General features: G+C 63.7%; 23 protein-coding genes and 1 tRNA gene. 14 read left to right on the top strand and 10 right to left on the bottom strand.

Annotated features, from left to right (window positions below; translation table 11 throughout):
- Positions 1-6: 6 nt before the first annotated feature.
- The 7 genes from moaC to ACZ1JW_RS16010 all read right to left on the bottom strand — a co-directional run bounded on the left by moaC (position 7) and on the right by ACZ1JW_RS16010 (position 7,333).
- Positions 7-480 (bottom strand): cyclic pyranopterin monophosphate synthase MoaC, encoded by a 474-nt coding sequence (gene moaC / locus ACZ1JW_RS16040; RefSeq protein WP_465141298.1) that lies wholly within the window; start codon positions 478-480, stop codon positions 7-9.
- A gap of 83 nt (positions 481-563) precedes the next feature.
- A complete protein-coding gene (trpC, locus tag ACZ1JW_RS16035) occupies positions 564-1,352 on the bottom strand; it encodes an indole-3-glycerol phosphate synthase TrpC (protein WP_465141297.1) in 789 nt (262 codons plus the stop codon).
- Between the two features lie 208 nt (positions 1,353-1,560).
- On the bottom strand, positions 1,561-2,550 hold the full coding sequence (gene trpD, locus ACZ1JW_RS16030; RefSeq protein WP_465141296.1) for an anthranilate phosphoribosyltransferase: 990 nt from the start codon (positions 2,548-2,550) through the stop codon (positions 1,561-1,563).
- On the bottom strand, positions 2,547-3,134 hold the full coding sequence (locus tag ACZ1JW_RS16025; protein WP_465141295.1) for an anthranilate synthase component II: 588 nt from the start codon (positions 3,132-3,134) through the stop codon (positions 2,547-2,549). The genes trpD and ACZ1JW_RS16025 overlap by 4 nt, the downstream gene beginning before the upstream one ends.
- 1 nt (position 3,135) lies before the next feature.
- Positions 3,136-3,846, bottom strand: coding sequence for a DUF4145 domain-containing protein (locus ACZ1JW_RS16020; protein ID WP_465141294.1), 711 nt, complete (start codon positions 3,844-3,846; stop codon positions 3,136-3,138).
- Between the two features lie 6 nt (positions 3,847-3,852).
- The gene (locus tag ACZ1JW_RS16015; protein ID WP_465141293.1) at positions 3,853-5,388 is read right to left on the bottom strand and encodes an anthranilate synthase component I family protein; all 1,536 of its coding nucleotides are present in this window, start codon (positions 5,386-5,388) and stop codon (positions 3,853-3,855) included.
- A 4-nt stretch (positions 5,389-5,392) separates the two neighbouring features.
- On the bottom strand, positions 5,393-7,333 hold the full coding sequence (locus ACZ1JW_RS16010; RefSeq protein ID WP_465141292.1) for a peptidylprolyl isomerase: 1,941 nt from the start codon (positions 7,331-7,333) through the stop codon (positions 5,393-5,395).
- A 305-nt stretch (positions 7,334-7,638) separates the two neighbouring features.
- On the opposite strand from ACZ1JW_RS16010, the gene tpiA reads away from it, so the two are divergent.
- The 4 genes from tpiA to ACZ1JW_RS15990 all read left to right on the top strand — a co-directional run bounded on the left by tpiA (position 7,639) and on the right by ACZ1JW_RS15990 (position 11,467).
- Entirely contained in the window at positions 7,639-8,409 is a 771-nt protein-coding gene (tpiA, locus tag ACZ1JW_RS16005; protein WP_465141291.1) for a triose-phosphate isomerase, read from the top strand.
- Positions 8,410-8,516: 107 nt separating this feature from the next.
- On the top strand, positions 8,517-8,921 hold the full coding sequence (gene secG / locus ACZ1JW_RS16000) for a preprotein translocase subunit SecG (RefSeq protein WP_465142796.1): 405 nt from the start codon (positions 8,517-8,519) through the stop codon (positions 8,919-8,921).
- Positions 8,922-9,073: 152 nt separating this feature from the next.
- Positions 9,074-10,705, top strand: coding sequence for a CTP synthase (locus ACZ1JW_RS15995; RefSeq protein WP_465141290.1), 1,632 nt, complete (start codon positions 9,074-9,076; stop codon positions 10,703-10,705).
- Positions 10,706-10,777: 72 nt separating this feature from the next.
- The gene (locus tag ACZ1JW_RS15990) at positions 10,778-11,467 is read left to right on the top strand and encodes a Crp/Fnr family transcriptional regulator (RefSeq protein WP_465141289.1); all 690 of its coding nucleotides are present in this window, start codon (positions 10,778-10,780) and stop codon (positions 11,465-11,467) included.
- Between the two features lie 50 nt (positions 11,468-11,517).
- Here the strand turns inward: ACZ1JW_RS15990 and ACZ1JW_RS15985 are convergent, their stop codons facing one another.
- Positions 11,518-11,979, bottom strand: a complete 462-nt coding sequence (locus ACZ1JW_RS15985; protein ID WP_465125761.1) for an Hsp20 family protein — start codon at positions 11,977-11,979, stop codon at positions 11,518-11,520.
- Positions 11,980-12,142: 163 nt separating this feature from the next.
- Between ACZ1JW_RS15985 and grxC the strand changes: the two genes are divergently transcribed.
- From grxC to ACZ1JW_RS15960, 5 genes are all read left to right on the top strand, one after another.
- The gene (gene grxC, locus ACZ1JW_RS15980; protein ID WP_465125762.1) at positions 12,143-12,409 is read left to right on the top strand and encodes a glutaredoxin 3; all 267 of its coding nucleotides are present in this window, start codon (positions 12,143-12,145) and stop codon (positions 12,407-12,409) included.
- Between the two features lie 41 nt (positions 12,410-12,450).
- Positions 12,451-13,248 carry a carbon-nitrogen hydrolase family protein gene (locus ACZ1JW_RS15975; protein WP_465141288.1) on the top strand — a complete coding sequence of 266 codons (798 nt, stop codon included), beginning with the start codon at positions 12,451-12,453 and terminating at the stop codon, positions 13,246-13,248.
- On the top strand, positions 13,245-13,730 hold the full coding sequence (locus ACZ1JW_RS15970; RefSeq protein WP_465141287.1) for a DUF1178 family protein: 486 nt from the start codon (positions 13,245-13,247) through the stop codon (positions 13,728-13,730). Before ACZ1JW_RS15975 ends, ACZ1JW_RS15970 begins: the two co-directional genes overlap by 4 nt.
- Positions 13,731-13,788: 58 nt before the next feature.
- Positions 13,789-13,865, top strand: a tRNA-Arg gene (locus tag ACZ1JW_RS15965).
- A 991-nt stretch (positions 13,866-14,856) separates the two neighbouring features.
- On the top strand, positions 14,857-15,165 hold the full coding sequence (locus ACZ1JW_RS15960; RefSeq protein ID WP_465141286.1) for an FtsB family cell division protein: 309 nt from the start codon (positions 14,857-14,859) through the stop codon (positions 15,163-15,165).
- 21 nt (positions 15,166-15,186) lie between these two features.
- Here the strand turns inward: ACZ1JW_RS15960 and ACZ1JW_RS15955 are convergent, their stop codons facing one another.
- Entirely contained in the window at positions 15,187-15,852 is a 666-nt protein-coding gene (locus ACZ1JW_RS15955) for a class I SAM-dependent methyltransferase (RefSeq protein ID WP_465141285.1), read from the bottom strand.
- Positions 15,853-16,108: 256 nt separating this feature from the next.
- Between ACZ1JW_RS15955 and ACZ1JW_RS15950 the strand changes: the two genes are divergently transcribed.
- The 4 genes from ACZ1JW_RS15950 to ACZ1JW_RS15935 all read left to right on the top strand — a co-directional run bounded on the left by ACZ1JW_RS15950 (position 16,109) and on the right by ACZ1JW_RS15935 (position 19,585).
- Positions 16,109-17,632, top strand: a complete 1,524-nt coding sequence (locus ACZ1JW_RS15950; RefSeq protein WP_465141284.1) for a phospholipase D-like domain-containing protein — start codon at positions 16,109-16,111, stop codon at positions 17,630-17,632.
- 13 nt (positions 17,633-17,645) lie between these two features.
- A complete protein-coding gene (gene folE, locus ACZ1JW_RS15945; protein WP_465141283.1) occupies positions 17,646-18,260 on the top strand; it encodes a GTP cyclohydrolase I FolE in 615 nt (204 codons plus the stop codon).
- Positions 18,261-18,374: 114 nt separating this feature from the next.
- Positions 18,375-18,824 (top strand): hypothetical protein, encoded by a 450-nt coding sequence (locus ACZ1JW_RS15940; RefSeq protein WP_465141282.1) that lies wholly within the window; start codon positions 18,375-18,377, stop codon positions 18,822-18,824.
- A 14-nt stretch (positions 18,825-18,838) separates the two neighbouring features.
- Positions 18,839-19,585 carry a TorF family putative porin gene (locus ACZ1JW_RS15935; RefSeq protein WP_465125770.1) on the top strand — a complete coding sequence of 249 codons (747 nt, stop codon included), beginning with the start codon at positions 18,839-18,841 and terminating at the stop codon, positions 19,583-19,585.
- 46 nt (positions 19,586-19,631) lie between these two features.
- Here ACZ1JW_RS15935 and ACZ1JW_RS15930 read toward each other — a convergent pair whose 3' ends face one another.
- A complete protein-coding gene (locus ACZ1JW_RS15930; RefSeq protein WP_465125771.1) occupies positions 19,632-20,111 on the bottom strand; it encodes a redoxin family protein in 480 nt (159 codons plus the stop codon).
- A gap of 231 nt (positions 20,112-20,342) precedes the next feature.
- Here ACZ1JW_RS15930 and ahcY point away from each other — a divergent pair, with 231 nt between their 5' ends.
- The gene (gene ahcY / locus ACZ1JW_RS15925) at positions 20,343-21,752 is read left to right on the top strand and encodes an adenosylhomocysteinase (RefSeq protein ID WP_465125772.1); all 1,410 of its coding nucleotides are present in this window, start codon (positions 20,343-20,345) and stop codon (positions 21,750-21,752) included.
- Positions 21,753-21,832: the final 80 nt, after the last annotated feature.

Genomic DNA, 21,832 nt, shown 5'->3' with positions numbered 1-21,832 from the left:
CGGTGCTCATTCACCTGCGCGCCAGGTGCCGGATTTGCCGCCGCGCTTCTCGATCAACCGCACCGTTTCGATGACCATGCCCTTGTCCAGAGCCTTGGCCATGTCGTAGATCGTCAACAGGGCAAGGCTGACGGCCGTCAGAGCCTCCATCTCCACCCCGGTGCGCCCTGTGAGCGAGGCAGTGGCCGTGCATTCGATGCCGCCGTCGACCAGCGCGAAGTCCACGTTCACCGCATCGAGCGCCAGCGGATGGCACAGCGGAATGAGATCGCCAGTCCTCTTGGCTGCCAAGATTCCGGCGATGCGGGCGGGGCCGAGCACGTCTCCCTTCGGAGCATTGCCCGTCCGGATCGCTTCGAGCGTGGCATCGGACATCCGAATGAAGCCGCGGGCGATTGCGACGCGATGCGTTTCAGCCTTGCCGCCAACGTCGACCATCCGTGCAGTTCCGGCCGAATCGATATGCGTCAGGTCGTTCATCAAGGTCCTCGGCAGTCTTTGCACCTGGGCGAGGTCTACACCGTCCCGCGCGAAAACCGCAAATCCCTCTCAGGGGATGGCAATCAGCCGACGAGCAACGCTCGTGTCGCAGCTTCCACGTCCATCTGCCGCATCAGCGCTTCCCCCACGAGGAAGGTGCGCGCGCCGCACTGTTCCAGTCGCAGCAGGTCGGCGTGGGTGTTGATGCCGCTTTCGGCGACCAGCAGCGTGCCTTCCGGGGCGAGCGGGGCGAGGCGTTCGGTGGTGGAAAGGTCGGTGACGAAGCGCTTCAGGTCGCGGTTGTTCACCCCGATCAGGCGCGACTTCAGGCGGCTTGCGCGCTCCATTTCCTCTTCGTTGTGCACTTCGACCAGCGCGTCCATGCCCTGTTCGCGCGCGGCGGCTTCGATCTCGGCCATCTGGCTGTCCGAAAGGCAGGCGGCGATGATCAGGATCGCATCGGCCCCGATGGCGCGCGCCTCAAGGCACTGCCACGGATCGACCATGAAATCCTTGCGGATCACCGGCAGGGTGCAGGCGGCGCGGGCTTCGACCAGATAGTCCTCATGCCCTTGGAAATAGGGCGCGTCGGTGAGGACCGAGAGGCAGGCAGCGCCCCCGGCCTGATAGGCGCGAGCATGGTCAGCAGGCGCGAAATCGGCGCGGATCAGGCCCTTGGAGGGGCTGGCCTTCTTGATCTCGGCAATCAGGGCATAGCCGGTCTGCGCCCTGGCCCGCAGCGCCGCTTCGAACCCGCGCGGCGCGCTCTGCTCCGCAGCGTGCGCGGCAAGCTCGCTGGTGGTGACAGCGGCCTTGCGGGCAGCGACTTCAATGCGCTTGGTGTCGCAGATTTCGGTGAGCTTGTCGGTCATGGCGGGCGTGCCTTAGCGAGGTTGGGCGCGTTGGGGCAAGTGTGTCCTTCGGGCCTTCAATCGTGAGCCTGTCAAAAGACGCACCGTCGCAGCCCACCCCGTTCAACACGTTCAGTAAGTCTCGCGGCCCTCCCGATTGCGGGAGGGCTAGACGCAACGCTTGTTCTCCCCTCCCGCAGGCGGGAGGGGGCGGGGGTGGGCAAGAGCGCTACCTCAGCGCGGCGATCCAGCAATTGAGCAGCGCATTGGCGAGGCCCTTGTCGAGCGCTTCGGCGGCTTCTTCGATGCCCTCGTACCAGTCGCTCGCCTCGCCTGCGACGATCAGCGCGGCGGCGGCATTGAACAGCACGGCATCGCGGTATGGCCCTTCCTCACCCTGCAGCAGGGCGCGCAGGGCGGCGGCGTTATAGGTCGCATCGCCGCCGCGAATGGCGTCGACCGGAGCTTGCGGCAGACCGACATCGGCAGGCGAGACACGGCGCATCAGGACTTCCCCGCCGCGCACTTCGGCCAGTTCGTTGCCGCCCGCAAGGCTCAGCTCGTCAAGCCCCTCATCGCCCGAGATGACCATGCTGTGATCTGTGCCGAGGCGGCGGATCGCTTCGGCATAGATCGGCACGTAAGCGGGCCGCGCGATACCGACCAATTGCCGGCGCACGCCTGCCGGATTGGCCAGCGGCCCCATCAGGTTGAAGATGGTGCGGCGGCCCAGTGCCTTGCGGATCGGCATGATCCGACCCATCGACGGGTGATGACGCGCGGCAAAGAGGAAGCAGATGCCAAGGTCGGCCAGTGTCGCCTCAGCTGTCTCGCCCGCGCGGTCGAGGTTCAGCCCGAGCGCCTCCAGCGTATCGGCCGCTCCTGCCTTTGAACTTGCCGCGCGGTTGCCATGCTTGGCCACCGGCACACCGCAGGCTGCGACGACGAGGCTGACCGCCGTCGAGACATTGAGCGTGTGGTGCCCGTCGCCGCCGGTCCCGCAGACGTCGATTGCATTGGCAGGCGCGCTGACCGGGATCATCCGTGCCCGCATCGCCCGCGCCGCGCCCGCGATTTCGCTCGCTGTCTCACCCCGGTCCGACAGGGCGACGAGGAATTGCGCGATGCCTTCGTCGGTCACGGTGCCATCGAGGATCGCCGCGAACGCAGCTTCTGCTTCGGCTTCCTCCAGCGGATGGGTGACGTCAGGCAGGTTCATGCCGGGACCGGGTTGGTCTTCATGCCGCAGATCTTGAGGAAGTTCGCGACCATGGCGTGGCCGTGTTCCGTGGCAATGCTTTCCGGGTGGAACTGCACGCCGTGGATCGGCAGCGAGGTGTGGCGGAAGCCCATGATGTGCGTGTCATCCGACTGCGCGTTGACCGCGAGGCAATCGGGAATGTCGGTCACGATCAGCGAGTGATAGCGCGTGGCGATGAAGGGCGAGGGCAGGCCCTCGAACACGCCGGTGCCATCATGCGTGACCGGCGAGGTCTTCCCATGCATCAACCCGCCGCGCACGACCTTCCCGCCGAAATACTGCCCGATCGACTGGTGGCCAAGGCACACGCCCAGCAAAGGCAAGTTCGCATCCGCCGCCGCACCGACGAGATCGAGGCTAACCCCCGCCTCGTTCGGCGTACAGGGGCCGGGCGAAAGCAGGAACCCCTGCGCGCCGGTCTTGATGGCCTGATCGGCAGTGAGCGCATCATTGCGCACCACTTCAACCTCCGCGCCCATCTCCATCAGGTAATGAACGAGGTTCCAGGTGAAGCTGTCGTAGTTGTCGATGACGAGGATCATTCTAGTTTCCGCGCCTCTCTATGCGGCGGCGAACGCTTTCAGCAATTCGGCCAGGCTCAGTAAATACCGATTCCAAAACTGCTACTGTAAAGTCTTGTAGGTCCAAACAAGCGTCTCGATCCAAATTTTCAGACGCGTGAGCAGCGTCATTGCCGTCCTCGCGGATGCAATCAATCAAAGGAGCAAGACGACGATCCAGCATGGACTTGTCTAGAAGCCAATCGATTCGTAGCCGCAGATCCTTAAATGTCTTCCACGAAATATAGCCATTTTCTCCGATACGATGTTCATCATCCTGTGGCACGAGTGTTCGTGTTGTCAGGTCTACAGTCTTTCGGAACAAAGCCCCTGAACCATTCCAGGCACCTACGGACAAGCATAAAGTTGCTTCGTTAAATGCTCGTTCAATATGGTCAGGTGTGTATTCCGGGCAGCGACATGTATTTGCAAATGTAGGTTTCTGGATAACAACGCTGTTGAATAAAGCGTTTAAAAAAAATCCGCTTCCTTGCAAGGCAGATAGAGTGTCTTTGCGGTTGTAATTTACCTCGAAATTTACCGACGAAAAGCAAGATCGGCAACGACAGAAAAGTATGCTGCTCCAATCGTCACCTGGAACAAAACTGTCTTGCAGAACATCAAACGTTATTCTCTGAGTGCCACAACGTGGACAATCAGCCTGTAGCTCAAATTTTTTTCCTGCAACCGACATAGCTCGCTATTGCCCAAACTTCGCTTCACTTGCCACCCGCACCGCCTCGCGCGCAGCCGCAAACAGTGCGCCTGACTTCAGTTCGCACTCGCGCTGTTCGTATTCGGGGTTGCTGTCGGCGACGATCCCCGCGCCTGCCTGCGCGTGGAGGACGCCGTCCTTGACCACGCCTGTGCGCAGGACGATGCAGCTGTCGACCGAGCCGTCGGGCGCGAAGTAGCCTACGCCGCCTGCGTAGGCACCGCGGGTTTCGGGTTCGAGTTCGGCGATGATCTCGCAGGCGCGGACTTTGGGAGCGCCGCTGACGGTGCCTGCGGGGAAGCCTGCGAAAAGCGCGTCTACGCTGTCAGCCCGCGAGGTGTCGAGTTGGCCGACCACGTTCGAGACGATGTGCATCACGTGGCTGTAGCGCTCGACCGTGTAGCTTTCGGTGACCTTGACCGTACCCGCCTTGGCCACGCGGCCCACGTCGTTGCGGCCGAGATCTAGCAGCATCAGGTGCTCGGCGCGTTCCTTGGGATCGTCGAGCAGGCTGAGTTCGTTGGCACGGTCTTCTTCCGGAGTCTTGCCGCGTGGGCGGGTTCCGGCGATGGGGCGGATCGTCACTTCGCCATCGCGGATGCGGACGAGGATTTCCGGGCTCGATCCGGTCAGCGCGAAGCCCGGCATGTCGAGGAAATAGAGGAACGGCGAGGGGTTGATGCGGCGCAGAGCGCGGTAGAGCGCGATCGGCGGCAGCGGGAAGGGCGCGGTGAAGCGCTGGGCCAGCACGACCTGGAAGATGTCGCCTGCTTCGATGTAGTCCTTCGCCCGCGTCACCATCCGCGCATAGTTGGCGGCGGGCATGACCGGCTGCGGCGTCACGTCGACAGATTCGGCAAGACGCTCGTCGGCAGGCACCGGGTCGGCCAGTTTGCGCAAGGCGCTGTCGATGCGTTCGGCGGCAACCTCGATCAGGCGCGCAGGCTCGCCACCCTCGGCCCAGACCGGGGCGATGGCGAACAGTTCGTCGGACAGGCGGTCAAACACCAGCACCACGGTTGGCCGGGTGAACAGCATGTCGGGCAGGACGAGATCGCTCTGCGGTGCGCGCGGCAGCTTTTCGACAAGGCCGATGGTCTCGTACCCGAAGTAGCCGACCAGGCAGGCGAGTGCGGAGGGCAGCTCAGCAGGCACCTCGATCCGGCAAGCGCTGACAAGCGCACGCAGTTCCGTCAGGGCATTGCCCGGAAGCGGGGCGAAAGCTGCGGCATCATGCCGCCAGATGCGGTTGATCTCGGCCTTGTCACCGGTCGCGCGGAACACGAGATCGGGATCGAGGCCGAGCAGGCTGTAGCGCCCGCGCACTTCGCCGCCCTGCACGGATTCGAGCAGGAAATCGCCGCGCCCGCTCTCCATCAGCTTGAGCGCCGCGCCGACCGGGGTTTCGGTATCGACGATCAGCTTGCGCCAGATCAGCGCCGGCCGCCCGGCGGAGAGCTGGGCAAGCGCGGCCTGATGGTTCTCGGGCAGGGCGGTAGCGGGTACGGCCAAGGTCGTCATCGGCTTACTGGGCGTTCGCGCCGGTCAACTGGTTGCGGACCGCGCGGATGCCGGCTTCATTGCGCTCGACACCCACATCATTGCGGATGGCAATGCGCAGTTGGTCGGCAAATTCGCTACCTGCGTCCTGCGCGAACGAGCGGGCTGCCTGCTGGAAGATCGGATCGCCACGCTTGACCTGTCCAAGCACGATATCGCTCAGCGAAACCACGTACCAACCTGCATTGTTTTGAACCTGCAGACGCTTGTGGCTGCCCTTGGCCATGGCGAACATCAGGGCAAGCGGTTCGGGCACCTTGCCCTGCATCTGGGTCAGAGCCTGGCGAGGCAGGTCGACGGGCTGCGCCGGTGGCAGAGAGACCCCGGCAAGCTTCATCGCTTCGGCAACCGGTGTGCCCTTCTTTAATGCGGCGAGGATCTTGTCGGTAGCTGCCTTGGCCTTGGCAGAGCCTTGCTGCACAGCCCAGTCACGCGCGACAATGCCGCGGATCTGGTCGAGCGGAGCGGGCTTGGCGGGGGTGATCATGCCGACGTCATAGATCGCGAACTTTTCGCCCGGCTCGATTTCGGCAAGCTGCGCTTCGCCCTCGCGCTCCATCGCGAACGCCGCCTGGACCAGCGGAGCGATCTCGGGAGCGACCTTCTGACCAGCCTTCCCGAAAATGCCGCCATCGGCGGTGAGCGACTCCGTCGTCACCATTGTCAGGCCGAGCCTGTTGGCGATGTCGACAAGACCCGTCCCGTTGTCGATTTCCTGCTCGACTTGCGCGGCCATGTCGGAAAGTGCGGCACGGCGCTTCTCAAGCGTAAGGGCGGTAACGATTTCAGAGCGCGCCTGCTCGAGCGTCTTGCCCGCGTTGCGCTTGATCGCGTCAACCTTGACGACATGCCAGCCAAGGCCCGACTTTGCCGGAGCGGCAAGGGTGCCCGAAGCGGCCGCGAAGGCTGCATCGGCAACGGCGCGCGACGTCTGGTTGGCGAGAGCGTCGCGGGAAAGGTCGGCAAGCTTGCTCGCCACGAGGCCCTTGGTGCGGGCAGCGCTGTCGAGCGAGCCAGACTGCCCGACTTCTGCGGCAAGTGCCTTTGCGGCAGCTTCCGTCGGGACGATGACCTGCGTGACAGAGCGCTGTTCGGACGGGGCATACACCGCCGTGTTGAGCTTGTAGCGGGCCGCAATCTCCGCCTCGGCAGGGGCAGGGACGGACTTCAGGCTGGCTTGGTCGACAATGGCATACCGGATCTTGCGGTTTTCAGGCTGCAGGTATCGGCCCTCGTTTGCCTTGTAGAACGATGCAAGCGTTCCGGCGTCCGGCGGCGAGGCAGGCGCGAAGGCCAGCGAAGGTACCGAGACGATGGTGCCGATGCGCTTTTCGGTCAGCAATGCGGCGTAGCGCTGCACGGCCTCGTCCGCCATCTGCGCGCCGAAAGCGGCAGGAAGCAGCAACTGGCGGGCGACAAGGCCCTGGCCGATGTCTTGGCGGACCTGCTTGTCGGTAAGGCCCCGCTGCGCAAGCAGCTGTTCATAGGCGGACTGGCTGAACTTGCCATCGGGACCCTGGAACGCAGGAATCTTGATGATTTCGCTGTCGATCAGTCGGTCACCCGCGACGATGCCATGCTTGCGCGCCCATTCCGCCATGGCAAGGCGGTCAGTCATGCCGGTAAGCACAGTATCCATGCCGCCAGCAGCAAGAAAGTCCTTCATCGTCATGCCGGGCTGCTTCTGCCGTTCCTGCTCGAAAGCGTTGGTCAGCGCCTTGCCCAGTTCGGCAGTGCCGACGCGGGCCGAGCCGACCTTGGCAGCACGATCACCCCCGGCGATGCCGCCGAAGCCATTGCCGGTCACATCGGCGCTGGCGAAAGCCAGTGCGATCAGGCCGAGGAACACGAGCGCAAGGGCAACACCGATGCGCGATTTGAGGAACGAGCGGAAGAATCCGAGCATTTGCGGGTGTTCGTCTCTTGTCTGGGCGCAAATGCGCCCGCTGGGTCGATTTTGCTGTGCCTTAGGAGCCAAATGCGTTTCCCGCAATGGTCGCTTAGCCCTGTGTTCGTGTTACCTGGCAGGTTATCTGGGCGCCGACATAATGTGTGCGAACGCACCTCTGCCTTTCCCGGGTTATGCGATCAGGTGTTTTGCAGAATCGGCCCGGGTTTGATAGCGGCCGCTCGACTCAAGCGTGGCAAGACTGACGGGTCATGTCGCAAATATCGATTGCATCAGGAAATACTCAGGGGAACTGGCCGAACATGCCGCATCGTCCTTACATCGTGGGCAACTGGAAGATGAACGGGAGCCGCGCCATGCTGGCCGAGGCTCGCGCGATCGACCGCGCGGCCGGACGCTATCCCGACGTGCAGGTCGCGCTCGCGCCGCCGTTCACTCTGATCGGTGCGCTGCGTGAAGCCGTGAGCGCGATGGGCGTTGGCGGGCAGGATTGCCATGTCGCTGCCAAGGGCGCCCACACCGGTGACGTCTCGGCCCCGATGCTGGTCGATACCGGCGCGGACTTCGTGATCGTCGGCCACAGCGAACGCCGCAAGGACCATGGCGAGAGCGATGCGGTGGTCAAGGCCAAGGCCGAAGCGGCGCTGGCCGCGGGCCTCGGCATCATCGTCTGCGTCGGCGAGACTCTGGACGAGCGGGACGCCGGCAAGGCCGAGGTAGTCGTTTCGGGGCAGGTCGATGGCTCGATGCCCGAAGGCGATGCGGCGAACGATGCGATTGCGGCAGGCAAGGTCGCCGTGGCCTATGAGCCGGTCTGGGCAATCGGCACGGGCCGCGTGGCAGAAGTACCCGATGTCATCGCGATGCACGCAGCCATTCGCGCCCGTCTGCTGGCGCTTTATGGCGAGGCGGGAGAGAAGGTGCGCATTCTCTATGGCGGTTCGGTCAATGCCGGAAACGCTGCTGAGCTGCTCGCTGCCGAAGGCGTCAGCGGGGCGCTCGTCGGGGGCGCGAGCCTTACCGCCGATGCGTTCCTGCCGATCATCGCAGCAGCTGGTTCGGGCGAAGCCTGACCGCGTCAGGCCACCACACCGATCCTGCGGGTTGCGCCACGGCGCATGCGCGCCTACATGGCCGGAGTTCCTGCGCGGCTTCGCGCTGAAGGTAGAGATTCATGTCGCTGTTCATTTTCCTCACCGTGGTCCAGGCGATCGTCGCGGCCCTTCTTGTCGTGGTGATCCTTATCCAGAAGTCCGAAGGCGGCGGCCTCGGCGTCGGCGGCAGCCCGGCCGGCTTCATGTCGGCGCGCGGCGCGGCAGACTTCATGACCCGGCTTACGACGGTGCTGGCAACGGCATTCGTGGTGCTGAGCATCGCTCTCGCGGCTCTCGCCGTGGGCACGACATCGAGCCGTGAGATCGACACTTCGCTCGAGCGGACGGCTCCCGTGCAGAACGTCCCTGCAACTGATCCGCTTGCTCCGGCGCAGGGCGGCCAGCCTGCTCAAGCGCCCGCAGCTGCTCCCGCCGGGCAGCAGGCTCCTGCTCCGGCAACCGACCCGCTCAAGGGTGCCGCCGGGCAGTAAAGCTTTTATCGCAATGCGATCGGCCGACTCGCTTCCTTGAGGTCGCGGGGCGGTCTTCGTGTTGCGTTTGACCCATGGCTGTGGATTGCGGCAAAGATTACAGCCGCAACCGCTTGCCACCTTGCAACTTCTGACGCTAAGGCCCGACTCCCATGGCGCGGTACATTTTCATCACCGGCGGCGTGGTCTCCTCGCTCGGCAAAGGACTCATGGCGGCGAGCCTCGCGGCTCTCCTGCAGGCTCGTGGATTTCGCGTGCGAATCCGCAAGTTCGACCCTTATCTGAACGTCGATCCGGGCACGATGAGCCCCTATCAGCACGGCGAAGTCTACGTGACCGACGACGGCGCGGAGACCGACCTCGACCTTGGCCACTACGAGCGCTTCACCGGCGTTTCGGCGCGCCAGGCTGACAACATCACCTCGGGCCGCATCTATCGCGACATCATCGCCAAGGAGCGCCGCGGCGATTACCTCGGCGCTACTGTCCAGGTGATTCCGCACGTGACCGATGCGATCAAGGACTTCGCCCAGGCCGAGACCGAAGACCTCGATTTCGTGCTCTGCGAGATCGGTGGCACCGTCGGCGATATCGAAGGTCTGCCGTTCATCGAAGCCCTGCGCCAGATGCACAACGAACTGGACCGCGAGCAGACCTGCTTCGTCCACGTCACGCTGGTTCCCTACATCGCCGCTGCGGGCGAGCTGAAGACCAAGCCCACACAGCACTCGGTGCGCGAACTCACCGGCCTTGGCATCCAGCCCGACATCCTGCTGTGCCGCTGCGAAAAGCCGCTGCCCGAAGGCGAGCGCGCCAAGATCGCGCAATTCTGCAACGTGCGGAAGTCTGCCGTCATCCCGGCGCTCGATGCCTCCAGCATCTATGCTGTGCCGCTGCAGTACCATGCCGAAGGGCTCGACAACGAAGTCCTGCGGCACTTCGGCCTGACTGCGCCCGAGCCGGACCTCGCCCGCTGGGACGACATTGTCGACCGCCACCAGAACCCCGAAGGCGAAGTGACCATCGGTGTCGTCGGCAAGTACGTCGGCCTGCAGGATGCCTACAAGTCACTCAATGAAGCGCTGGTACACGGTGGCATGGCCAACCGCGTCAAGGTGCGCATCAAGTGGCTCGACGCAGAACTGTTCGAGAAGGACGACGCCGAAATCGCCGCCCACCTCGAACCGATGCACGGCATTCTCGTGCCGGGCGGCTTTGGCGAGCGCGGCACCGAAGGCAAGATCGCCTCGGTCCGCTTTGCCCGCGAACGCAAGGTACCGTTCTTCGGCATTTGCCTCGGCATGCAGATGGCCTGTATCGAAGGCGCGCGCAACACGGCCGGAATTGCCGATGCCTCGTCGACCGAATTCGGTCCGACCGATGAGCCCGTCGTCGGCATCATCACCGAATGGATGACCGCCGAGGGCCTCGAGAAGCGCTCCGAAGGCGGCGATCTGGGCGGGACCATGCGGCTTGGCGCCTATGAGGCCAAGCTTGCCGGCAACAGCCACGTCGCCAACATCTACGGCGCAACCGAGATCAGCGAACGCCACCGCCATCGCTACGAAGTAAACGTTGCCTACAAGGAGCGCCTCGAGAAGGGCGGACTGGTGTTCTCTGGCATGTCGCCCGATGGCCTCCTGCCCGAAATCGTCGAGCGTCCGGACCACCCGTGGTTCATCGGTGTGCAGTTCCACCCCGAGCTCAAGAGCCGCCCGTTCGAACCCCACCCCCTGTTCGCCGGCTTCATCGCCGCAGCAGTCAAGCAGGCGCGTCTGGTTTAAATCGCCTAAAAGGGGCTGGTCACGTAGGGGTTTCCCTGATTACTTGCGCGTCAGGTATCGAGGGGAGTTCCGATGGACGCGGCCAAGCTGGCTGAAGCACTGACGGCGCAGAGCCTGTTTGCCGATTGCGAGGAGGCCGAGCTTTCGGATATCATCGCGCGCGGGCAGGTCCGCTCGTGGAAGTCCGGCCAGGTGCTGATGAGCCAGGGCGAGGAAGGCAAGACGCTGTTCATCGTGCTCAAGGGCCTTGCCCGGGTCAGCATGGTTGCCGCCAATGGCCGCGAGATCATCCTTGATTATGCAGAGCCCGGCCACGTGCTAGGCGAGATCGCCTTTCTCGACGGCGGCGATCGTACCGCCACGGTCGAGGCAATCGATCCAGTCGAAGCGCTGGTGCTGTCGCGCGGCGCGTTTGCCGAGATCATCGACAAGCACAAGGGCCTCTCGCTACGCCTGCTCAAGGCGATGGCACGACGGCTCCGCCAGAACAACGCCGTGATCGAGGCCGACCGCGCCTATACCTCCGGCCCGAGGCTCGCGCGTTTCTTGCTGCGCCTGATGATGGGTGACAATTCGGACAAGGGCAACCAGCTCAAGATTGCGCTGAGCCAGGGCGAACTTGGCAACTTCGCCGGCATGTCACGCGAACAGATCAACCGCCAGCTCTCGGCCTGGGTCGATAACGGCATCGTTGCGCTCAAGGGCGGGCGCGTAACGATTCTCGACCGCGAAGCCCTGGTCGATGTGGCCGAGGCATGGTGATGCAGAAAGGGCGGGCCTTGCGACCCGCCCTTCCGATTTGAGAAGCCCGATCAGGCAGCGGCGGTGTTGTCGCCTTCGATGACCTTGAGCTGGTTCTGCGCGCCGATCAGTACCTTCTTGGGCTTCATCGCCTCGGGCACTTCACGAACGAGATCGATGGTCAGCAGGCCATCGGCAAGGTCGGCAGCTTCGACGCGGACGAAATCGGCCAGCTCGAAGCGACGCTCGAAGCCGCGGTTTGCGATGCCGACGTGGAGGTATTCGCGCTCCTGCGGTTCCGGGCGCTGGCCCTTCACGACCAGCAGGTTCTGCTGGGCGGTAATATCGATATCCTCGGCCTTGAACCCGGCAACCGCCAGCGTGATGCGATAGGCATCCTCGCCGCTGCGCTCGATGTTGAAGGGGGGATAGTTGTCACCGGCATTGGCGCGGGCCTGGCGTTCGAGCAGGTCGAACAGGCGGTCAAAGCCCACGGTGGTGCGGCGATAAGGGGTAAAGTCGAAACGGTTCATGGCAATATCCTCGTTCTGAGCAATCTGCACTTGCCTTCTGCGAAGCCCGGAACCCGGCGCCCGCATCGGCGGTTTTTGAGCCATGCCCGACTTGCGGCGCATGACACGAAAACCCATGTGTGTTAGCGAAAACCGCTTTTCAAGACCCTCATCGAGGAACCTCATGTCGAACACCCCCAAGGTCGAAGTCTACACCAAGTGGGGCTGCCCCTACTGCTCGCGTGCCAAGCAACTGCTCGATGGCAAGGGGGTCGCCTACGAGGAGTTCGACGTGACCATGGGCGGTCCGAAGAAGGCCGAAATGCTCGAGCGCGCGCCGGGCCACACCACTGTTCCCTCGATCTTCATCGACGGTATCCACGTCGGCGGTTCGGATGATCTTGCCGCGCTCAATGCGCAGGGCAAGCTGGACATGATGCTCGGCAAGTGAGCGCCACGGAGAGCAGGCCCGTAAAGGTCGCGTTGTTCCAGATGACCAGCGGGACCGACCCGCAGGCCAACGCAGACGCGATTGTCGAGGCAGCCAAGGCAGCCGCCTTCCAAGGCGCAGCCATGCTGTTCACGCCCGAGATGTGCGGGCTGCTCGACCGTGACCGGGCGAGGGCAACGCCCAACATCGTCCCCGAACAGGACAACCCCGTGCTCGCCGCTGCGGGCAAGGCCGCGCGCGAGCTTGGCCTGTGGATCGATCTCGGCTCGCTCGCCATACTGCGTGAGGACGGCAAGTGGGCCAACCGCGGCTTCGTGATCGACGCCGATGGCGCTATCGCTGCCCGCTACGACAAGATACACATGTTCGACGTCGACCTTGCCACGGGCGAGACCTGGCGGGAATCGGCGGCCTACACACCGGGAGAGCAAGTCGTGACGGTCGAGACGCCGGTCGGTCGCCTCGGCCTTGCGATCTGCTACGACGTGCGCTTCCCCGCGCTGTTCGAGGAACTCGGCCGCCAGCGCTGCGACGCGATCCGCATCCCCGCCGCCTTTACTGTACCCACCGGCAAGGCCCACTGGCACCTGATGCAGCGGGCCCGCGCGGTCGAGGCCAGCGCTTGGGTCATCTCTGCCGCGCAGGGTGGGCGTCATGAAGATGGCCGCGAGACTTACGGCCATTCGCTGGTCGTCGATCCGTGGGGCGAAGTGGCTTACGACGGCGGGGAAGGGGGCTCGCTTGGTTTCGCAACCATCGACCCTGCCCGAACGGGCGAGGTGCGCGCGCAGCTGCCATCCCTTGCCAACAAGCGCGAAATCCCTAGATCGGCGGCATGATTGTCTTTGATCTGCAGTGCGGGCCGAACGGGCACCGTTTCGAGGGCTGGTTCGGCTCCTCGCAGGACTATGAGAGTCAGCAGGCGCGTGGCCTGGTCTCGTGCCCGACCTGCGGTTCGCCCGAGGTGGTCAAAGCCGTGATGGCCCCCAATGTCGGCCGCAAGGGCAACCAGTTGTCAGTCCCGACGCGGACGACCAGCGAGCCGGTGCCCGCAGCACAGCCCATGGCCAACGCACCGCTTCCGCCAGAGGCGATCGCCATGCTCAAGGCCGTCGCCGCGATGCAGGCCGAGGCGATCAAGTCTTCCACCTGGGTGGGCGAGAAGTTCGCCGACGATGCCCGCGCCATGCACTACGGCGAAAAGGACCCGGCCGCGATCCATGGCCGCGCGACGCTCGACGAAGCGCGCGAACTGATGGAGGAAGGTATCCCGGTCGCCCCTTTGCTCGTCCCCGTGGTGCCGCCCGAAGAAGCCAACTGAATCTACCCCGCTGAATCGGCGTTGCCAGCCCGCGCGCCCCTGCCTAAAGGAAACGCGGGCGCCCGTAGCTCAGCAGGATAGAGCACCAGATTCCTAATCTGGGGGCCATGGGTTCGAATCCCGTCGGGCGCACCATTTTTCCTTCCCCACCCCTTCGTCATTCCCGCGCAGGCGGGAATTCAGCAGCAAACAACCCCGTCGCATCGCGACGACATTCCTCGCGCCATCTGGATTCCCGCCTTCGCGGGAATGACGAGAGAGGGGGGGGGCGACAACGTGTGTTGCGTACCACCTTGACAAAACGAACCATATAGGTTATACGCCCCGCCCACAGGTCAGGAGAGGGCAAAAGGCCATCCCGCTCCTCTCCCTTCGGAGGTCAGGCTTTTGCCGAAGCCTCCGGCGCGATCGGTGCGGCAGGTGCGCGTGGGTTCAATGCGGGGCGTTAAGCCCAGACCCACCGGGCAAAACCCTGTCGTTACCCAAGGACAGACAGGACAACCCAGGGCTGATAGCACGGCGCCGAACCCTGAGCGACGCTGCGGATGCGGAACCCGCCATGATTGTGCGACAGTGTCAGCACAAACGACAGGTTCTTTTCACGCAGCCGCTTGCCAAGAAGCCAAGGCAGCCCGCGAGCCGCTGCCAAAGCTTCGTCCTTTCACATATGTCCGCCCTCAGGCTGAGCCGACAAGGGGTCCGGAACCGCCCCCGGCCACTCGCAACCGGTCCCGCGCCCTTCCCGCGCGTGCCACGACGGCACCGCACCGGTCGCGCGATCTGTGCCTTCCCCCGGCGTTACCGTCCGCACTCGCCAGCGGATGAACTCACGCGCCACAAAACCGCATCATAACTGGTGCGTCCCCGCGAAGGCGGGGACCTCGGTGATGTTACAGACCCTCACAGCAAACCGCCCGAGGCTCCCGCCTGCGCGGGGGAGCAGGAAAGAAATTTGTTCGCGTCTCCGCGCGAAACCGATCGCCCTCTACTCGCTCTGCGTCTCTGCGAGAAACAAGCGGGCTGGTCACTCCTGCGCGACACCCACACCGCCGTAAGATGTCCCCGAGATGACACATCTTTGCCTTTGCGGCTTGAACTCGCTCAGGATTTATGATTCAGTCGCTTTATGCAATCGCGCCGCCCTCTTCTACCCAAGGACAGCCTCACCCAGGCGCTCGCGCTGGTTGCGCTGCTGGTGCTCGGGACCATCGGCATTGCAGGGCCCAGCGGGTTGCTGGCATGGGGCGAGAATGCGCGGGTGCTTGAGCAGCGACAGAAGGAAATCGCTGCGCTGACTGCAGATCGGGACCGGATGAAGAACCGGGTGGACCTGCTCGATCCGCGTCATGCCGATCCGGACCTGGTCGGTGAATTGCTGCACAGCAATCTCAACGTCACCCATCCCGATGATGTGGTAATCCAGCTCAAGAATTGATGGCTTCGCCCGCGCGCCTTCTCAGGGGCGCTTGCGAAACATCGCTTCGCAATACTCCCCTTCGATGCGGCGATTGTCCGGTCCATAGGTCAGGACCATCGGTTCGGCGCGGGTGAAGTGTAGCGAACGTGCCTCATAGTCCGATGCCGTCGGTGTATCGCAGAAGCGGAAGTGTGCGTTCCAGATCGTCAGCCAGCCGCCGGGATTTAGCCGTCGGTCGAGTTCGGCAATGGTGTTGGCAAAGCGGCTGAACGGCAGGATGTCCGCGCAACTGTCAGGCTCTGTGGCTTCCAGCTCGCCGTGGCGGAACACGGCCATGGCCAGGATCGCGTCGAACTTCATGTCGCCCAGGTCTGCCACGCCAGCGGCCTCGACATAGGAGATGCCGGGATCTGGATGGAGCGCAAGATGCGCGCGCGCGGTGCGGATCATCGCGGGGTTCGGATCAAGGCCGACGATGCGGGCGTTCGGGAACCAGCGCCGCAGACTGCGCACCTCGCTCCCGTCCGAGCAGCCGAACGAGAGGATGCGGGGATTGGCGATCGTCCACAGATGCGCGTCGAGTGCGGTAAAAATCTCCGGATAGCGATCTTCGAACGTCGTCGGCCAGGGTTGCAGCACGGCCTGCGCGTGGGTCCGCTTCATCCGGGCAATGGCGCGACGGTTTGGGTCAGCGAGTTCACGCATTCGCGACAATGCCAAGCGCACCGGCGGAACCGCAAGAAGACCGGTGCGTAGGGAAGACATCAAGGCTAAGCTGCGTGCCATCTCCCCGCTGAGTAATGCCGGGAAACACGTGGTAAAGCCAAAATGGGGTGGATGTAACTGCCGGTAATCAAATAGCAATCTATCGAGCGACCGGTTCAGAACTTTGGTTGGAAATGGGCTATGTGCGAAGTCAGTTTTCTTGTCTCAAAGCCATGATCACAAGACGCGGGGCGCCGTGACCGAAGAGGACATTTGCGAATCAGTCGAGGCGAATCCGGTCACGCCGGACTCTGCCGAAGCCGAGTCCAACTCCGTCTGGCGCTACGCGATGGCCACCCGGGCTCACGCCGTGATTGATGCGGCAGACTACTTTGCACTCATGCGCGAGGCGATGATGCGCGCCCGGCAACGCATCCTGCTGATCGGTTGGGACTTCGACACGCGCATCATCATCGGAGGTGGCCGACGCTGGTGGAACCTGCCGCGCAAGCGCATATCGCCAGCAAGACTCGGCGCTTTCGTGGTGTGGCTGTCCAATCGGCGCAAGCGGCTCGACGTTCGCGTGCTCAAGTGGAACTTCGGTGCGCTAAAGGCCTTTTTCCGAGGCTCGATGATGCTCGACCTGCTGCGCTGGTGGCGTCACCCGCGCATCGTGTTCAAGCTCGACAGCGCGCACCCGCTGGGTTGCAGCCATCACCAGAAGATCGCCGTAATCGATGACCGTTTCGCGGTCTGCGGCGGCATCGACATGGCGGGCGACCGCTGGGATACGCGCGAGCATCTTGACGACGATCCCCGGCGCAAAGGGCCAGGGGGCAAGGCCTACGGTCCCTGGCACGACTGCACGATGCTGATGGAAGGCGATGCAGCGGCCGTGCTCGGGGCGTTTGGTCGCAAGCGCTGGGAGCAGGCCGGCGGCAAGCCCTTTGCCGCTTGCAAGGCGCAGAGGTCTTCGCCCTGGCCGACCTCGATCGAAGCCGAGTTCCGCGACGTCGAGATCGGCATTTCACGCACCCGGTCGCACTACGCCGAGGCGCGCGAGGTTCGCGAAGTCGAGGCGCTGTTCATCGAGCACATCGAGCGGGCAAAGCGTTTCATTTATTTCGAGAACCAGTACTTCGCCTCGCGCAGCATTGCCGAGGCCATCGTCAGGCGGATGGAAGAGCCCGATCCTCCCGAGATCGTGCTGATCAATCCCGAAAGCTCGGATGGCTGGCTAGAGCAGACGGCGATGGACGGCGCGCGGGTCAGGCTGGTGCGGGCCATCGAGGAAGTCGACCATGCGGGCCGTTTCTCAGTGTGGCATCCTTACACGGCAGGCGGCACGCCGATCTATGTCCACTCGAAGCTGACCATCGTCGACGACGAGATCCTGCGCATCGGCTCGGCCAATCTCAACAATCGCTCGATGGGGCTCGACAGCGAGTGCGATGTGTTCATCGATTGCGCGCGTCCGGCCAACGGACATTGTGGAGAGGTGATCAATCGCCTGCGTGTTTCCTTGCTGGCAGAGCATTGCGGTATTGCGCCCGAGAGGGTAGCGGAACTGCTCGACCGGCACGGTTCGATGGCCGGGGCCATCGCTGCGGCTCCGCAGGGCGGCAAGAGGCTCGGGCGGTTCGTGCCGCGCGAACTCAGCGATGCGGAGAAGGCGCTGGCGGACAACGAGGTACTGGATCCCGAACGGCCGGAGGAAATGCTGTCCTTCTACCGCCGGGGTCTGTTCAGGAGCCGCTTCCTGCGGCGACCTGCTAGATGACGAGGATGACGTAATGAGCAGTGTGGTTGGGCCTGATGAGGACGATGATCTGGCCCGCGGCAAGCTGCCGGTGCCGGATGACGTGCAGGAAGCCATCCGCACGCTGATCCGCTGGTCAGGTGACGATCCGTCGCGCGAAGGGCTGCTCGATACGCCAAAGCGCGTCGCGCGGGCGTGGAAGGAATACTGCCTCGGCTATGGCGAGGACCCGGCGAGCCATCTGGCGCGCCAGTTCGAGGAAGTGGGCGGATACGACGAGATCGTGCTGCTGAAGGATATTCCGTTCCAGAGCCACTGCGAGCACCATATGGCGCCGATCATCGGCAAGGCCGCGATCGCCTACCTGCCGCGTCACAAGGTCGTCGGCATTTCGAAGCTTGCGCGCGTGCTCCACGCCTACGCCCGCCGCCTTCAGATCCAGGAGCGGCTAACCGCTGAAGTCGCGCAGTGCATCTGGGACAATCTGAAGCCGCACGGAGTGGCGGTAGTGATCGAGGCGAGCCACGCCTGCATGACCGCACGCGGCGTGCGCACGCCGGGCGTCGGGATGGTGACGAGCCGTCTGATGGGCACGTTCCTCGAGGACAACCGCAGCCGCAAGGAAGTGCTCAGCCTGATGGGCTACTGATCGCCCGCTTCAGCAAAGAAACATTACAAGTCAGCCGGTTGGTCGCACACAATTGCGACCTTATCTTGTAGGAGTCACCGGAGAAAAGCCGGGACGTTCGCAGGAGACAGGAACATGAAGACGCTCGCTTTTGCGGGGTTCGCGGCCGCGCTGGCCTTCAGCGCGCCAGCCGTGGCCATGGAGCATACCACCGTCATCGAGCATCCGGCCGGCCCGATCACCGCCGATTACGCCGGAGCAACGCGGGTCGAGATGAAGCAGATCGGAACCGTCGCCGGGGCAGGGCGCGCATCGTCCCTGCGCTGCCAGTGGTCCGTTTCGCTTTCGGTCGAACGACAGGCACAGGTGGGCGCAAACCTGCAAGCAAAGCGCTCGATGCTGCGCAATGACGTGATCACTGGGTCGTCGCCGGGTTGGTGCTCCGAACGGGGCAATGGCATCGACCGGGTGATCGAGGCACGGCGCGAAGACCTGCGCAGTGCAATGATGGCCATGGTCGCGCAGGATCGCGCAGTGATCCTCGTTGAAGCAGAAGGAGCCCACGCCAGTCAGCGCGAGGGCTGAGGAGAAATGATTACATGACCCGCATCCATTCGTCCCTCTGGCTGGCAGCACTCGGTGCCATCGCAACGGTGCAGGCGCCATTGGCCAATGCTCAATCGGTGGATGCGGGGGTAGAGGCGACGACGGACGAAGTCCGGCGCGGGCTGAGCTGGAGCGATGGGGAAATCTCCGCTTCGGCAGACGCCAGCGTCGGCTTTGCCGGGCTGGATGCCTCGGTGCGGATGGCCGCCCTGCGCAAGTCCGATCGCCACGCCAACGCCGACGTGGTTGCCGACCTCGCCATCGGCAAGGACTGGAGCGCCGGAGCGATTACTTTGCGGACCGAGGCCATCGGCCACGTCTTCGGCGGGGCGGATCAGGGCATGAACTACGGCGAGCTGGGCGTGGGCGCGCGCTATTCGATTGGCCCGCTGCAGGTCCGCGCCGATGCCTTCTATGCGCCCAAGCAGGATTCCATCGGCGGCGACAACCTCTACCTGCGCGGTTCGGCCAATGCCGGAATTCCGGGGATTCCGATCAGCGTGTCGGCCTCGCTCGGCTATACTACCGGCGACACGCGTGACTCGCGTTCGGCCCGTTTGCGCCCGGCGGGAGACTATGCCGACTGGAGGCTGGGGGTGGAGTACAACCAGTTCCCGTTCACGGTCGGTCTGGACTACGCCGGGACTGACATCGATACGACTGGGATCACGGTATCGCCCTATGCCGACCTCAAGCATGCCGGTGACCGGGTGCTGGGCAGGGTGCGACTGTCGTTCTGATGCGTACAAGGAAAAAGGCCCCCGTTTCCGGGGGCCTTTTGGTAGATCAGATGTTCTCGATCATGTGTTCGGCCGAGCTGACCTTGAAGTCACCGGGAGCTTCGACGAACAGTTGCTCGACGACGCCATCGTTGACGACCATCGAGAAACGCTGGCCGCGCTTGCCAAGTCCGAAGCCCGAACCGTCCATGGTCAGGCCGAGCGCTTCGGCGAGGTCGCCGTTGCCGTCAGCCAGCATGGTCACGTCAGGCGAGCCCGAAGCTGCGCCCCATGCCTTCATCACGAAGGGATCGTTGACGGCGGTGCAGGCGATTTCGTCGATGCCCTTGGCCTTGAGATCGGCGGCCTTTTCGACGTAGCCCGGCAGGTGCTTGGCCGAGCAGGTGGGCGTGAAGGCACCGGGGACGGAGAACAGCGCGACGCGCTTGCCCTTGAAGTATTCCGACGACTGCACGGCTTCGGGACCTTCGGCGGTCGCCTTGACGATCTTGACGTCAGGCAGCTTGTCACCAACAGCGATTGTCATCCCCATCTTCCTTTCGTTGCGCCGGGCGAGGGAGCCCGGACGAGTATGGCGCTCCGGATATAAGGGGCGCTTTGCGCTCTGCAACCGGGGGAACGCGATGCACCTCCGATTAGCGATATAAAGAAGTCTTTATATTAAGTTTGCAGGTTGCGGCGCAGCACGCTATGGGCGTGGCAGAGGCGCTGGCGGCCATGGGGTCGTCCTGCGTGTGATTTTTCAGGAGACTGCTTCGTGGCCAGCGTGCTTGACGCCAAGAACGATTACGTGATCGCCGATATCGGCCTTGCCGACTTTGGCCGCGCCGAGATCAAGATCGCCGAGACCGAAATGCCCGGCCTCATGGCGCTGCGCGAGGAATTCGGCGCTTCGCAGCCGCTCAAGGGTGCGCGCATCACCGGCTCGCTCCACATGACGATCCAGACCGCCGTGCTGATCGAGACGCTCGTTGCTCTCGGCGCTGAAGTGCGCTGGGCCACCTGCAACATCTTCTCGACGCAGGACCACGCTGCCGCTGCCATCGCCGCTGCCGGTATCCCGGTCTTCGCGATCAAGGGCGAGACGCTGGCCGAATACTGGGACTACGTCGGTTCGATCTTCGACTGGGGTGATGACATCACCGCCAACATGATCCTCGACGACGGTGGCGACGCCACGATGTTCGCGCTGTGGGGCGCTCGCGTCGAAGCGGGCGAGAAGCTGTTCGAGCCTTCGAACGCCGAAGAAATCGAATTCGTCCGCGCGCTCACCGCCTTCCTCAAGAAGAAGCCGGGCTACCTCACGCAGTCGGTCAAGAACATCAAGGGCGTTTCGGAAGAGACCACCACCGGCGTGCACCGCCTCTACCAAATCGCCAAGGACGGCAAGCTGCCTTTCCCGGCGATCAACGTGAACGATTCGGTCACCAAGTCGAAGTTCGACAACCTCTATGGCTGCAAGGAATCGCTGGTCGATGCGATCCGTCGCGCCACCGACGTCATGCTCGCCGGCAAGGTTGCCTGCGTTGCCGGCTTCGGCGACGTCGGCAAGGGTTCGGCTGCTTCGCTGCGCCAGGGCGGCGCCCGCGTCATGGTCACCGAAGTCGATCCGATCTGCGCGCTGCAGGCGGCGATGGAAGGCTATGAAGTCGTCACCATGGAAGAAGCGGTCAAGCGCTGCGACATCTTCGTGACGGCCACCGGCAACGAAGACGTGATCACCGCCGAGCACATGAAGGCGATGAAGCCGATGAGCATCGTCTGCAACATCGGCCACTTCGACAGCGAAATCCAGATCGCCGCTCTCGACAACTACAAGTGGACCGAAGTGAAGCCGGGCACCGACCTCGTCGAGTTCCCCGATGGCAAGCAGATCATCATCCTCGCCAAGGGCCGCTTGGTGAACCTCGGCTGCGCCACCGGCCACCCCAGCTTCGTGATGAGCGCCAGCTTCACCAACCAGACGCTCGCCCAGATCGAACTGTTCACCAAGGCCGAGAACTACAAGAACGACGTCTATGTGCTGCCCAAGCACCTCGACGAGAAGGTCGCTGCGCTCCACCTCGAAAAGCTCGGCGTGCAGCTGACCAAGCTGAGCAAGAAGCAGGCCGACTATATTGGCGTGCCGGAAGTGGGTCCGTTCAAGCCGGATCACTACCGCTACTGAGCATGTTGCTCAAAGCGTAGAGATTACGGGGCGGCGCGGGAAACCACGCCGCCCTTTCTCTTTGATGATCAGCGGGCAAA

The organism is Novosphingobium sp. BL-A-28-Hi1-0D (assembly GCF_055521755.1).
This window is presented reverse-complemented; position numbering and strand designations above follow the sequence as displayed.